This window comes from Mobiluncus sp. (assembly GCF_985070215.1).
Map to the genome: position 1 here is coordinate 1 of NZ_CFKZQR010000001.1, position 12,816 is coordinate 12,816.

The window sequence follows — 12,816 nt, forward strand, 5'->3', positions numbered from 1 at the left end:
CCCCCCCCGCGAATTCCCAGAGACACTTCGGGCAGCCCTTTTCGCCCCGAATGATGGGCGTAGCAACCGCCCGGAGCCACAATCGCGGGCGTACCGGCGGGCGCGTGGGCGCGGGCTTCCCGGTCCGGCTCGACTTGTGCGACACCAAAAATCCGGGCCAGTGAAGTGTAGGCCTCCATGGAAACGTCTACCCAGAAAGTCGCTTCCCACACCGGCCCGCGCACTTGATAGGCATAGAGCGCAATCGTAGAAACGGCTCCAATAGTCAAGGCTCCGTTGGGCACCAGCCAGGCTCCCAGCAACACAATAACTATCAAGGGAGACAGCGTGGCGCACACAATACCCATGAACAACCAGGAACGCATCCAGGCACTGTAGCGTTCCTGACGCCAGATTTCGCGAATGATGACATCGAGCTGGGCAATCCGTTTCCCTGACAGCCCCAGAGCGTCAACCGTGTCCGCCTGATCCAGAGTTTCCGCAACCGAACCGGACAAATCCGCCCAAGACCGGGCTGAAGACCGGTAGGCGGGAACCGTCCGCGGCAAATACCACGCCATCAGCGGCCACACCCCCAGTGGCCCGATGAGCAGCACGAATGCCAACAGCGGGGAAGTCAGAAACGCCGCCACGAACGTCACCACCAACGTTGTGGTAATCATCAGAATCGCCGCGATACCCTGGCGAATCATGAATTGCAGGCGTTCAATGTCTCGCGTAGTGCGTCCCACCAAGTCGCCGGTGCCCGCACTTTCCACAGTCGACAGAGGCAGGTGAATGACAGAGTCGACCAAGCCGTCACGCAGGTGGGCAAAAATCCGCTCGCCCATCACCCGGGCACGATATTCCGCCAGGAACGAAAATATCGCCGCCACTGCCACCACTACCAGGGCAATCACCATCTGCTGGCCAACCCAGTCGCGGCTGGCCACCCCGGCTTGAATACGGTCAATGATGCGTCCCAGCAGCCACGGGAGGGTCACTCCCGCTAGGGACGACACCAGCTGCAGCCCCACCACTGACCCAATCGCGCCACGATAGTCGTGAATCAGGTCTTTGACCCCTCGCACCACCAATTTTCCGCTGGCCAGAGGCAGTTTCATGACGGCTCACCCCCGCCTTGCACCGAGCGGTTGATAATAGCCAGGTACGGCATGGCCGCGGGGTCCCCCGACCGAGCTTTTTCCCGAAGCTCCCGGTGCGAGCCGCGGACGATTTCCCGACCTGCATCGTCGAGCACAATGACTTCATCACAATGTTCCAACACCAGCACTGACGCCGAGACGATGACGGTGGTTTTCCCGTGCCGCGCTTGCGCCAAACGCTGGGCCACCCGCGATTCTGTGTGCGAATCGACCGCGGAAGTCGGCTCAATAGTGACCAGCACCGCCGGATTGGCGGCTACCGCGCGAGCTAGGGCGACGCGTTGGCGCTGACCGCCCGAGAGAGTGCGCCCTTTTTCCGCCACCGCTCCGTCCAGGCCGCCATTGACGGATTCCACCACATCATCGGCATCCGCCACGTGCAGCGCGGCCAACCATTGCGAATCGCGCTCATCAACTTCGGGAACGATGAGCGAGTCCTCCTGCCGGGTCGCGTTCTCGATGACATCGCGCCACACGAGTTCGCGCACCCCCCGTTCGCGAGGCTCCGGCGAATTTGCCCCGCGCACCTGGTCTCGCAAGGTTCCGGCAAAAAGCTGCGGGTCGGTATCTGAAAGGATGATGGAGCGGCGCACCAGGTCGAGGGGTAGCGTCCTCGCGTCAGTTCCATCAATCAGAAGGGTCGGTTGCGTGCTGTCCTCTTGGCGTGCCAGGCGCCGGGCTATCGCTGCGCTGGCGTCAGGATTGGCGCAGACCAGGCCGGTAATCAGGCCCGGCTCCACCGTTACCTCGCTGACCGTGTCGGTGAGGTGGGCCAGAGCAAAATCCGTTTCCCGCCACTGTGATTGCGATGAGGCATTTTGGTGCGGCGCTTCCCCGGAGACTTCCGCCATATCCTCGCTCACCAGGGAGGTCACGCCTTGAATCCGCGCGAGTTTGCGAACTCCGACCCAAGCTCTGGTGAATTCTTCCAATGACCGGGTGGCAACCACGATGGGGTTGCGCAAGAATTGTGAAAACCCAAAGAACGCGACCAAACTGCCTACTGACAGTTCATCATGAAAATACAGCATCGCCCCGATGCCCACCACCAGGGCGGTGAACAGCATGGGTATGACCGAACGCAGCACGCCCAGCAGCGCCGCGGGCAGGGCGACTCGAATCCCCGCGTCACGCACGCGAGCCGATTGCTGCTGATAGTGAAATCCGAACACGTCCTCGCCGCCGATGCCACGCAAGACTCGCAGCCCCGCCACCGCATCAGCCGAGATTTCCGTGAGCTTGCCCTGTTCATCGCGGTTCTCGGTTTGCCGCCGCTGCAGCGGTTTGCCTAACAGCCCTATCAGCAGGGTGACGATGGGCAACCCGATGAGCACCGTCCAGGCCAGAGGCGGCGAGGTGAGAAACATGATGACCAGAATCATGATGGCAGAGAGCAAAGCCCCCACCATTTCGGGAATCCACAGCGCCGCCTGGCCAATCCGGTCCACGTCTGTGAGCATCGAGGTAACCACGTCACCGGATTCCAATTCCCGGTTCACAGCGCGCCCATCGAGAGCTAACTTTCGACCGGCCACCCGGGCAGGAGTTGCCACCGCGTTCATCTGGACTGCAATCTCAGTGAGCTGTCCTGCCATTTGAGTCAGCGCCACACCCAGGATAACCAGGGTCAGAACCGCCAACCGAATCCAGAGTTCCCTGGTAAAACCCTGTTCTAGCCCCGCGTCCAGCACCATTCCCAGCGCCCAGGGTACGCTGACGGAAACTACGTAGTTTAACCCCGTCACCAGTGAGCCAAGTGCCAGTACACCGCCCATAGAAAGAACGAGTTTTCTGGCATAGTGGTGGGGGTCAGCGGGGTAAACGTCAGGTTCACTCTGGGGGCTGCACAGCGGCCAGTGCCAGGTGCGTGGGGTTTTCAGCAGGGGCGGCAGCGTGACGTGTTCTTCGGCAGCGCGATGTTGTAAAAAATGGCGCGCACGGGCGTTATCTTCCACTTATGCAGTCGCCTCGGTGCCGCTACCAGGGTATGTCACAGCGCCCAGAGCATCGAGAATTTTGGGGAAATCCTCACGCAAAGTGGTCCAAGCAATACTTGCGTCGATTTCGTCGGCGGTTTGCAGAAGTCGGTAGCGCAGTCCGCTGAGGATTGCCCACGGAATGCCGGGGTTGGCTTCCTTGACATCGGAATGAATTTTGGCCGCTGATTCAACCAGCACCGCAATAGAGTGATAAGCCGCGAAACGCGACTGCACCCCCGCCGGAGTCTTTGCTATAAAGGCTTTTGGGTCCCCGGAGGCGATGCCCATGCCCACGTCAAGCGTCCGAGACATGTCATCCACTCGCCACCGGGCGGCGGACACATCGTAGGGGAAGAAGGACTTGGGGAATCCCCACTTCTGAAAATACGGATATTCTTCAATCTCTCGCGGTGAAAAAACATTCCCGGCTCGGTATAAATCCACCAGCAGTGGCTGGAACTGCAATTTTTCATCGAGCTTCGTGACTTCACGGGGGAATCGATCAACTTTCGCGTTGCCCCAGCCGGTGTCGACGGACACGTAGACCGTGGTGCTCAGCGCATTTTCAAGTTCATTTTGCAAGCCAACCAAATCCAGCATCCCCAGGGATTTTGTGGTGCTGACCAGGAAATCTATCGGTGTAAACGCATCGTCTTGACCGGTCGAGACAGGCCCGAACATAAAAATATCGTCGTACCCGTATCGCGAAAAGATTCCGCGCACCACGTGGCGCTTCATACTCATCAAGGTGTGCGCCGGTACGCTGACCGCTTTTGCCAAGGCAGTTTCCTCAGCAACAGAGATGCGCCGCTTGTGGTTCTCAAAGGCACTGATGTGGGACTGGGGAACTCCGGATATCCCTGCCAGTTCTGCTTGAGTCAGCCCCAACACGTTGCGGCGCAGACGCAAAAACGCACCGGGCCGCAAATCGCGTAACGCCATAAATTTCTGTTCCATGACAAAATTATACTCCAGAAGTGTATATGAGGGAATAGTTTTGCTGGACAATTACCCGTGACGTGGTGCGGCAGTCAGAGATAACGCGCCAAGAAATCGCGAGTCCGTTCCCGCTGCGGGTGTTGGAACAGCTGCTCGGGGGGACCTTGCTCAGCGATAACCCCGTCTGCCATAAATACCACGTTCTTGCTGACCGTGCGGGCGAAAGCCATCTCGTGGGTCACCACCAGCATCGTCATCCCTTCCTGGGCCAGCTTCTTAATGACGTCAATGACTTCGCCGACCATTTCCGGATCCAACGCCGAGGTCGGTTCGTCAAACAACAGGACTTCCGGATCCATCGCCAGGGCACGAGAAATGGCAACCCGCTGCTTTTGTCCGCCGGACAACTGCCGCGGTTTCGCGTTCAGGAAGGGGCTCATCCCGACTTTATCCAGATACTCCAAGGCCTTTTCCCGAGATTCCTCGCGGGATCGACCCAGGACTTTCATCTGACCAATCATGCAGTTCTTTAGCACGGTCATATTGTTGAACAGGTTGAATGATTGAAACACCATCCCTACTTTTGACCGATATTTCGCCTTTTTCATGGAATGGTCCAGGATGTTCGTCCCGTGATAGAGAATTTCGCCCGAGGTGGGAGTTTCCAACAAATTGATGCAGCGCAGCAAGGTCGATTTCCCGGAGCCGGACGCCCCGATGATGGATGCCACGTCCCCCGGCCGCACCGCAAAGTCGATGTCTTTCAAGACCTCGTGAGTGCCGAAAGACTTTGAGAGGTGACGGACTGTGATGATTTCGTCGTTGGTGTTCACCGCGGTGTTCGATTCGCTCATGAGTTCTGTCCTCCCTCGGGGCGTGCCGGTTTGTCTGACGCTGGTTTCCCGGCGGGCTTTCCCTTTCGCGCCGGACGCTTGGCGGGGTCAGGGAAGGTGTAGTTTCCGGCAGCCATCACAAGTTGATCTTCATTCATCAGCTCGTAATCGCTCTGTTCCTCGCCCGCCGCACCGGGTAGCAGTTCGTAAGCATCGTCACCATCAATCTTCTTTTCCAGTTTCCGCAACAGGAAAGAGGACAGCAGAGTCAACGTCAAATACCCCACCATCTCGATGGTCGCGGAAGGAAAGTACTTGAAAACGGCACCCGACACCATCTTGTGAACTGAGAAAAACTCCGAGAACCCGATGATGAACATGACCGAAGTGTCTTTGATATTGATGATGAAGTTGTTACCGATTTGCGGCAGCAGGTTGCGCAGAGCCTGGGGCAAGATGACATAGAGCATGGTCTGGAAGTGGGTCATGCCGATTGCCCTGGCGCCCTCGGTTTGACCCGGATCGACGCTGATGATGCCCCCGCGCACAGATTCCGCGATGTAGGCGCCGGTGTTAATGGAGACAACGAAAATCGATACTCCCCACATGGACTGGAACTGCAACGCATTATTCGTGAAGTAAGGCAGACCGTAGTAGATGAACACCGCCTGCAAAATCATCGGAGTGCCACGGAACACTTCCACATAGATCCTGATGATGACCCGGATAATCGCCAAAATCACCCGCTTGGGCAGGGGATCGGTTGGAGGATGCGGAATTGTGTTCAAAATCCCGCAGGCAAAACCGATTACGCAGCCCAGCAAGGTGGCGATAGTGGCGAGGAGCACCGTGTTGACGATACCTGTCAAGTACACGCCGCCATACTTATTCAGCAGCGTTATGATGTCCTGCCACAGTGTCCACAACATTTTTCTCTCCTGACGTGTTCCAGTGCGATTGGCGGATTAATCCTCTTGGGGCTGAATCTTTACCGCATCGGCCATCATGGCATCGAAGTCATCGGCGGTCTTGCCGGACAGGGCCTTGTTGATGGCATCCTTCAGAGCGGTGTTGCCTTTCTTAACGGACACGCCGATGTTAATGTCCTCATCCGAAACTTGGAAGTCGTCGCCATCGTCGGGGAAGTCCAAAATCTTCATATCCGGATAAGCAGCCATAGCCCCTTGACCGGTAGGCATATCGGTGACCACATAATCGACCTTGCCGGTTTCCAAAGCCACCAGCATCGCCGGAGCGGATTCGGCGGGCGACTGCCGTTTGGCGCCCTTAATTTGTGGAATCAACGTGTCGTACCAAACAGTGCCGGTTTGGCTGGTGGTCCGACCTCCCGCCAGGTCAGCCAAGCCTTTCGCGTTGGCATACTTAGAATCAGCCTTGGTCAGCACAATGATGCGGGCGTACAGGTACGGCCCGGCAAAGTCCACGGTTTCCTCGCGTTCCTTAGTCATGGACTGGCCCGCAATCGCGGCATCAATTTCGCCGGATTGCACCGCCGGAATCAGGGAATCCCACTCCAGCTGCTTAATTTCGAGCTTCCAGCCGTTGGCATCCGCAATCTGTTTGGCGGTCATCACATCGTAGCCATTAGCGTACAAGGCAGAATCTTTGATGGGTACCGCATCATTAGATTTATCGGGCTGCGCCCAGTTGTAGGGAGCGTAGGCAGCTTCCATACCAACGGTGAAAACACCGTCCTCCAGGCCAGGAATCGCCCCGCCTTCACCAGCTGCGTTATCAGCCGCGGAACCTGCCCCGCACGCGGCGAGGGAAAAAGCCGCAGCTAGTAGGGCCGCACCACTCAGTATCTTGTTCATCATTAGTCCTTTCAATCGTTGCAAACAACTTTCGAAAGCTCGAACATAGCACCAAAAAAGGGGCCATGCTCCATGACCCCATACCTTGCGCGTATGCGTCATGACAGCTCTCCGCAGTAGCGACAGTCGAACGGATATTGTCCGCCCGCCCGGACGTTTCCCCTTGGGAATGGTTCACGTCCTCGGCAGCCTCCCCTTTCACTTCCGGGCCTCCCGAAGGGATTTCCCTGCCCTGATGGAAGCTAATGATGTCGGCTGCGCCTCCGTCATGCTTTTATTGCTTTCCAGTCTAGGGCTCTGGGGCGAAAGGTGCAAAAAAGTTAGTAAAAATCGAAGTTCCGCTACCGTTAGCGTCTCTCTCAGGCTCGATTGAGCGGTTCGGCATCCTCGGCCTATGCACAAGTTCGGTGCGGCCGGTCGCCGGTAGGTTACTGCGGGGTGATGTTGACTTTATCGGTTGAACACCTTTCGGTGATAATTGACACGTGAACGCTTCCCTGATTCTTTCCACTCTCGCCCAAGCATTCGTGCTCTTCGTGGTCACTAACATCGACCACTTGATGCTGCTGACCTTATGGTTTGTCCACGGTCACCAGCGCCCCGGCACAACGTTGCGTATCTGCGCAGGTCAATACCTCGGTTTCAGCGCTATTTTGGCAGCCACCGTGATCCTGAACCTGATTTCCGGTTTCGTCATACCCGAGGCGCAGCTGCATCTGCTGGGTCTGATACCGCTGGCACTAGGATTGAAAGCCGCAGTCTGCGAAATCCGGGAGCGCTTGCAGGCTCAAGAATCTGAGGACGAGGACGAAGCAGAATCACAACTAAAAGGGAAAAACGTCAGTGTTGGCGCGGTCGCCCTGGTCACCATCGCGAACGGAGGCGACGAAGTCGGTGTTTATCTGCCGGTTTTTGCCTTGTCGGCCTGGTGGCAAGTCGCTATGTTCTGCGCGGTGTTTCTGGTGCTGGCGGGTGCGCTGTTGGCTCTGGCGTGGTTCATTACCGGACGTTTAGGGCTCGCGGAGGTCCTGGAACGATTCGAGGCGGTGCTCTTTCCGAGTGTGCTTATCCTGCTCGGGGTGCTCATCCTCGCCGGATGGCTCTAGGCGGCGCACGTTTATCCGGCCAGCTTTGTGTCCCCAGCGCAAACCACTACCAGCACCTCTTTTATCCGCAGAGATGCGGAAGCAAATGTTTCTGCCGCTGGACGATGCCATAAAAAATTGAAAAAGGGCAAACGAATCGATGGCGCCAACTGATAGTGGAATCGTGTGGCAGCTTGACTTCATCATACGTCGCACGGCTCGGCGAGGGTAAGCGGCGGGTGTTCGGCCCGATACTCCTATCCACGACAAGGGGTCATTGGCATGTTGCTTGGGCTACAGCCCCAGCCATGCCCCTTGGGGACGATTGGCATAAATCTCACGATAGAAATCCAGGCGCTCGAGCTTCGCGGCGGCTGCCTCGTCCAGCAGGACCTTAACATTGTTGTGCAGCTGCAAAGCCGAACCGGTGCAGGAGATAGAGACCGGACCCTCCACCATGTCTCGAACCGCGTCAGCCTTGTTAGAGCCAGTAGCAATGAGCAGGATTTTTCGCGCCCGCAAGATGGTGCCCACCCCTTGCGTAAGCGCGTGCCGAGGCACCTTATCAATGTCTCCGTCAAAGAATCGGGCGTTGTCGCGGCGGGTTTGGGCAGTCAACACCGCGGGGTGCGTCAAGGACTTTAAGGACGTGCCGGGTTCGTTGAACGCAATATGCCCATCCGCTCCGATACCTAAAATCTGTATATCAATTCCGCCGGCATCAACAATGGCCTGTTCATAGCGCTGACACTCCGTTAACAGGTCGGCAGCCAGGCCGTCTTCCCCATATACCGCATTCGGATCTATATCCGTGATATCGGCAAACTCACGACGAATAAAGTTGTGATAAGCCTCGGGATGATCCTGAGGCAGTCCCACATACTCATCGAGCTGGAAAGCCTGGGCACGGCTTAGAGACAGACTCCCTGACTTAACCCGGCGCGAAAGTTCTTGATAAATCGGCAGCGGGCTGGAGCCCGTCGCCACCCCCAGCACGGCAGCGGGACTGTCCGCGTAAACCTCGCAGATGGCCTCAGCGGCGACCAGCGCCAATTCTTGTGCCGTTGGTTTAATAATGATTTCCATGATGAATACCTTCCGTTGTCTTCGATTTTCCGGCTAAGCTCCGAGTCGTACCTCACCGCACCTGCTGACCGCGGCGAAACACGTGTTGCACCTGTAGGGCGCTCGACTCAACTACCAAGTCCGCGTACGTCCCCGGCGACAACACCCCAATGTCTGTTGCGCCCAACACGGCCGCGGGGCGAGCCGTAGCGGCATGAAGCGCCAACCAAATATCCACACCTGCGGTATAAGTTGCAAATCGTATCGCTCGGGACAGGGTTAGGGTGGAGCCGGCAATGGATCCGTTAGATTTCAAACGTGCCACCGCGTCACGAACCTCGACCTCGAGGGGCCCCAACAGGTAATCTCCGTCCGGCGAGCCCGCAGCCGCCATCGCATCAGTAACCAAGACTGTGTCCCGCCCTTTAGCATCAAACACGAACTTCACGGTGGCAGGGTGGGAATGTACGCCGTCAGCGATGATTTCTACCGGCAATCCCGGCGTTTCCAAGGCGGCCACAATCGGCCCAGGCTGGCGATGATGGATCGGTTTCATCGCGTTGAACAGGTGAGTAACGTTCTGCGCCCCGTTGGCCAGAGCAGCTTTCATCGTGTCGTAGTCGGCGTTCATATGTCCTGGAGCGGCAATGATTCCTTGTGACACCAGCCAGCGCACGGCCTCCAACCCGCCGCGACGTTCAATAGCGAGGGTCACCATTTTAACCGGACCAGCCTGGCACAAGCGTTGGACCTCGTCCAGAGCCGGGTCGCGCAGCAGCTTGGGGTCATGGGCTCCCTTGTATTCCTCTGCCATCCACGGACCCTCCAAGTGGACGCCCAAAATTTCGCCGGCATCATAGAGCGGCGCCAAATCCTGAATCTGGGATTCCAAGTGGTCCAAAGTGTCCGTGACCAGGCTGGCCATAATGGAAGTCGTACCCTCGTTACGGTGGGTGGCGATGACGGTACGGGCCGCTTCAACCCCGTTAGTGAAAGCCTCTCCCCCGCCGCCGTGAGAGTGAATGTCAACAAATCCGGGGGCGAGGATAGCCGTCCCAAAATCCACATCGGCCCGGACTTGTGCGGCTGCCGGCCCGCTGAAAACCTCAGCGATACGGTCGTTTTCCACCCGCACTGCCCCGGGTCCTAGGACCTGGTTACCATCGAATAACGTGTCTGCGCGATAGATTGTCATGTTGTTCCGGTTTCCTCTCAGTTTGTCCGCAAGAATTGTGAGACGTATGCTCCTGCACCAGTAGCCTTCCCCGTGAATGGAGACAGGTAGCGTCCCACGCAGCTAGGCTTTCGGTAGTTTGTCTACATACCATTCAGTGAGACGCCACGGGTGAGTGATGGCAGTGCCTACGCACGCCGCGTGAATCGGGTATTGGTAAACCTTGGCGAGGTCTTGGGGGCTGTGAATCCGGCCTTCCACCACGATTGGGGCGTGGACTGACTGGCAGACTGCCGCAATGAAATCGAAGTCGGGTCCCGCAGTCGCGGCGCGGGCATATTGGTATCCGGGAGTATAACCGGACAGGGTGGTGCCGATGAAGTCCGCTCCGGCCTGTTCAGCTGCCTTCGCGTCCTCAACGGACGCGCAGTCAGCCATGATTGCCACCCCGGGAAATTCCTCGTGAATCGCGCTCACCGCATCTGCGAAAGTCTCACCTTCCCCCCGTTCACGCAAAGTGGCATCGATAGCGATGACATCCGCGCCGTTCAAGGCACAGGCACGTGCGTGAGCAATCGAGGGCGTAATGTAAACCCCCTCGTGACCAAACTTAATGAGTCCAATTAGTGGCACTTCCACCGCCTGACGGCACGCCACGATGTCCGCTATCCCCTGGACGCGCACCGCGGCAGCTCCTCCCGCCACAACTGACTGTGCCACCGCGGCGGTGATATCAGACCGCCGCATCGGCTCTCCCGGATATGCCTGACAGCTGACAATTAGCCGCCCCTTAATGGCATCAATCACCGCTTGACGTTGTGCATTCATTTACTTCCCCTTCCGTAGTTGGCGCGCAGTCTCGCGCCGGGTTCGTTCAGCCATCCACCCGGTTCCAAATCTTTTTCGCGGCCCCCACCAGGGCAGCCGCATTGCCCAAAGTCGCTTTCACCAGCGGCACCTCGCGAAGAATGTTCACCAACTGTTCCTGGTAAGCCGCCCGTAGAGGTTTCCACCAGATGTCCGTACTGTTAGCCAGGCCTCCCCCGACAATCATGACTTCCGGGTCAACCGTATTGACGATAGATCCCAGAGCGCGCCCGGTTTCCGCGGCTACTTCCGTATAAATGCGCGCAGCCAGCGCATCCCCTGACAGAGCGCGTTTTTCCAGTTCACGAGCGCCGCCGACGGCCGGGTCTCCACCGTTTTCCAAGTACCAGGCGTACAACCCCGGTCCCGATGCCACGGTTTCCAGATGTGGCACGCCGCGTCCACACGTGCAGGCCCGTTTGGTAGGCAGCAAAGTTGGTAGGTGTCCGAAATCACCGGCGGTTCCGTGCGGACCGACCAGGATTTCCCCGTTAATCATGAGGGCTCCGCCGATACCGGTCCCCAGGGCCATCATGGCGACGTAGTTTTTCCCGGCTCCCGCACCTTTCCAGGCTTCTCCACGCAGATGAGCATTAACATCGTTTTCCAAAGTGACGGGCAGATTCACCGCTGATTCCACCAGCGATACGACCTCGGTACCGGCCCAGCCCCGAATCGCATCAGTGGAGGCAATAATCCGCTGCCCCGCCAGGTCGACGACCCCGGCTGATCCAATCCCGACACCCACAATCCGGTCGATGCCGTCCTTGTGAGCCTGCGAGCGGATCTCACCCACCAAGGCGTTAATCGCTCCGACCACGGCCGCGCCGCCCTTGTGAGCGGGCGTGTCCACCCGGCAAGGTAGGCTCAGATTGCCATCCCGATCCGCCAGGGCGGCAGCAATTTTCGTGCCGCCGAGGTCTATAGCGATGACGTAATCCGTGGTCATATCCGGGTTCCTACAACAATCCGACTTTTTGCAAGACGCGGCGCACGTGCTCTACGTTTTCTCCGCTCAAAGCCGCCACGGGACGAGGCATTTCGTTAGACTCAAATACCCCCAGCAGCTGCAAGGCAGTCTTAAACGCACCGATTCCGGCACCGAAGCCCTGCACGTCTTTGACCTGGACAATCGTCATCAAATCTGCCAGCCGGTCCTGTTCCTTGCGGACAGTCTCCCAGTCCTTAGCGAGGGCGGCTTTCCACTGGCGCACGTAGCCGTCCGGATCGACGTTGCCCAAGCCAGGCACACAGCCGTCCGCACCGGACAGATACGCCCCGTCCACCACGACCTCGTGACCGGTAAGCAGTTGCAGCGGGTGTCCCGCCTCGACGTTCAATCGAGAGAGGAAACGGAAGCCGACATCATCGCCAGAAGAATCCTTAACCCCGCTGAGAACCCCGGCTTTGCCCAGGTCCATCACCAGGTCATTGGGCAACTTCCAGTGGACACATGCGGGAATGTCGTATGCCCAAATGGGCAGGTCCGTGCTTTCTCGCAAGATTTCGAAGTGCCGCCGAATCTCCCGCACCCCTTGCAGGGCATAGAACGGGGCGGTAGCGACCACTGCATCGACCCCGATGTCTTCGGCTTGGCGAATGTGCTCCACGACCCGTTCCGTCTCCGTGCTGATAACCCCCGCCATAATGGGGACTCTACCAGCCACGATACGCTTGGATTCAGAGAGGATTTGCCCACGGCGTTCATCAGTGGAAAACGCCACTTCTCCCGACGATCCCAGGACAAACAAGCCATCGATACCGGCTGCAATCAGGCGGTTAATGTGCCGTTCCAACGAAGGCACATCGAGTTCGCCGCCCTTTAACGGGATGGTTAGGGGCGGGACAATGCCGCTAATTTTTTTAGACATACCTCATTCTCCTCTGTTTTGGT

General features: G+C 58.0%; 12 protein-coding genes and 1 riboswitch. Of the genes, 1 reads left to right on the forward strand and 11 read right to left on the reverse strand.

The features are described from left to right. The 6 genes from AC5LBQ_RS00005 to AC5LBQ_RS00030 form a co-directional block, all read right to left on the reverse strand. Positions 1 to 1,103 (reverse strand): ABC transporter transmembrane domain-containing protein (locus AC5LBQ_RS00005; RefSeq protein WP_493264239.1); only part of this gene is annotated, 1,103 nt, incomplete at its 3' end. Further along, positions 1,100 to 3,100: an ABC transporter transmembrane domain-containing protein gene (locus AC5LBQ_RS00010; RefSeq protein WP_493264240.1), complete on the reverse strand. Its 2,001-nt coding sequence runs from the start codon at positions 3,098 to 3,100 to the stop codon at positions 1,100 to 1,102. The genes AC5LBQ_RS00010 and AC5LBQ_RS00005, both read right to left, overlap by 4 nt. Continuing rightward, a complete protein-coding gene (locus AC5LBQ_RS00015) occupies positions 3,101 to 4,081 on the reverse strand; it encodes a helix-turn-helix domain-containing protein (protein WP_295027712.1) in 981 nt (326 codons plus the stop codon). Between the two features lie 74 nt (positions 4,082 to 4,155). Then, positions 4,156 to 4,917, reverse strand: a complete 762-nt coding sequence (locus AC5LBQ_RS00020) for an amino acid ABC transporter ATP-binding protein (RefSeq protein ID WP_298634424.1) — start codon at positions 4,915 to 4,917, stop codon at positions 4,156 to 4,158. Continuing rightward, on the reverse strand, positions 4,914 to 5,825 hold the full coding sequence (locus AC5LBQ_RS00025) for an amino acid ABC transporter permease (protein WP_295027714.1): 912 nt from the start codon (positions 5,823 to 5,825) through the stop codon (positions 4,914 to 4,916). The genes AC5LBQ_RS00020 and AC5LBQ_RS00025 overlap by 4 nt, the downstream gene beginning before the upstream one ends. Before the next feature lie 36 nt (positions 5,826 to 5,861). Then, positions 5,862 to 6,731 carry a transporter substrate-binding domain-containing protein gene (locus AC5LBQ_RS00030; protein WP_295027715.1) on the reverse strand — a complete coding sequence of 290 codons (870 nt, stop codon included), beginning with the start codon at positions 6,729 to 6,731 and terminating at the stop codon, positions 5,862 to 5,864. A 96-nt stretch (positions 6,732 to 6,827) separates the two neighbouring features. Continuing rightward, positions 6,828 to 7,005: riboswitch (Lysine riboswitch) on the reverse strand. A gap of 211 nt (positions 7,006 to 7,216) precedes the next feature. Between AC5LBQ_RS00030 and AC5LBQ_RS00035 the strand changes: the two genes are divergently transcribed. After that, complete coding sequence (locus AC5LBQ_RS00035) at positions 7,217 to 7,837, forward strand: cadmium resistance transporter (protein ID WP_493264241.1); 621 nt, start codon at positions 7,217 to 7,219, stop codon at positions 7,835 to 7,837. Between the two features lie 273 nt (positions 7,838 to 8,110). Here the strand turns inward: AC5LBQ_RS00035 and nagB are convergent, their stop codons facing one another. The 5 genes from nagB to AC5LBQ_RS00060 all read right to left on the reverse strand — a co-directional run bounded on the left by nagB (position 8,111) and on the right by AC5LBQ_RS00060 (position 12,793). Beyond that, positions 8,111 to 8,902: a glucosamine-6-phosphate deaminase gene (gene nagB, locus AC5LBQ_RS00040; protein WP_493264242.1), complete on the reverse strand. Its 792-nt coding sequence runs from the start codon at positions 8,900 to 8,902 to the stop codon at positions 8,111 to 8,113. Positions 8,903 to 8,954: 52 nt separating this feature from the next. Beyond that, positions 8,955 to 10,076 (reverse strand): N-acetylglucosamine-6-phosphate deacetylase, encoded by a 1,122-nt coding sequence (gene nagA, locus AC5LBQ_RS00045; protein ID WP_493264243.1) that lies wholly within the window; start codon positions 10,074 to 10,076, stop codon positions 8,955 to 8,957. A gap of 102 nt (positions 10,077 to 10,178) precedes the next feature. Beyond that, the gene (locus AC5LBQ_RS00050) at positions 10,179 to 10,883 is read right to left on the reverse strand and encodes an N-acetylmannosamine-6-phosphate 2-epimerase (RefSeq protein ID WP_307741254.1); all 705 of its coding nucleotides are present in this window, start codon (positions 10,881 to 10,883) and stop codon (positions 10,179 to 10,181) included. 46 nt (positions 10,884 to 10,929) lie between these two features. After that, complete coding sequence (locus AC5LBQ_RS00055) at positions 10,930 to 11,871, reverse strand: ROK family protein (protein ID WP_493264244.1); 942 nt, start codon at positions 11,869 to 11,871, stop codon at positions 10,930 to 10,932. A 10-nt stretch (positions 11,872 to 11,881) separates the two neighbouring features. Further along, the gene (locus tag AC5LBQ_RS00060) at positions 11,882 to 12,793 is read right to left on the reverse strand and encodes a dihydrodipicolinate synthase family protein (protein WP_493264245.1); all 912 of its coding nucleotides are present in this window, start codon (positions 12,791 to 12,793) and stop codon (positions 11,882 to 11,884) included. Between the last annotated feature and the right edge of the window lie 23 nt (positions 12,794 to 12,816).

Bases quoted from the DNA above. Each gene is read 5' to 3' on its own strand.
- AC5LBQ_RS00015 (WP_295027712.1), bottom strand. From the start codon at position 4,081: ATGGAACAGAAATTTATGGCGTTACGCGATTTGCGGCCCGGTGCGTTT.
- AC5LBQ_RS00020 (WP_298634424.1), bottom strand. From the start codon at position 4,917: ATGAGCGAATCGAACACCGCGGTGAACACCAACGACGAAATCATCACA.
- AC5LBQ_RS00025 (WP_295027714.1), bottom strand. From the start codon at position 5,825: ATGTTGTGGACACTGTGGCAGGACATCATAACGCTGCTGAATAAGTAT.
- AC5LBQ_RS00030 (WP_295027715.1), bottom strand. From the start codon at position 6,731: ATGAACAAGATACTGAGTGGTGCGGCCCTACTAGCTGCGGCTTTTTCC.
- nagB (WP_493264242.1), bottom strand. From the start codon at position 8,902: ATGGAAATCATTATTAAACCAACGGCACAAGAATTGGCGCTGGTCGCC.
- nagA (WP_493264243.1), bottom strand. From the start codon at position 10,076: ATGACAATCTATCGCGCAGACACGTTATTCGATGGTAACCAGGTCCTA.
- AC5LBQ_RS00050 (WP_307741254.1), bottom strand. From the start codon at position 10,883: ATGAATGCACAACGTCAAGCGGTGATTGATGCCATTAAGGGGCGGCTA.
- AC5LBQ_RS00055 (WP_493264244.1), bottom strand. From the start codon at position 11,871: ATGACCACGGATTACGTCATCGCTATAGACCTCGGCGGCACGAAAATT.
- AC5LBQ_RS00060 (WP_493264245.1), bottom strand. From the start codon at position 12,793: ATGTCTAAAAAAATTAGCGGCATTGTCCCGCCCCTAACCATCCCGTTA.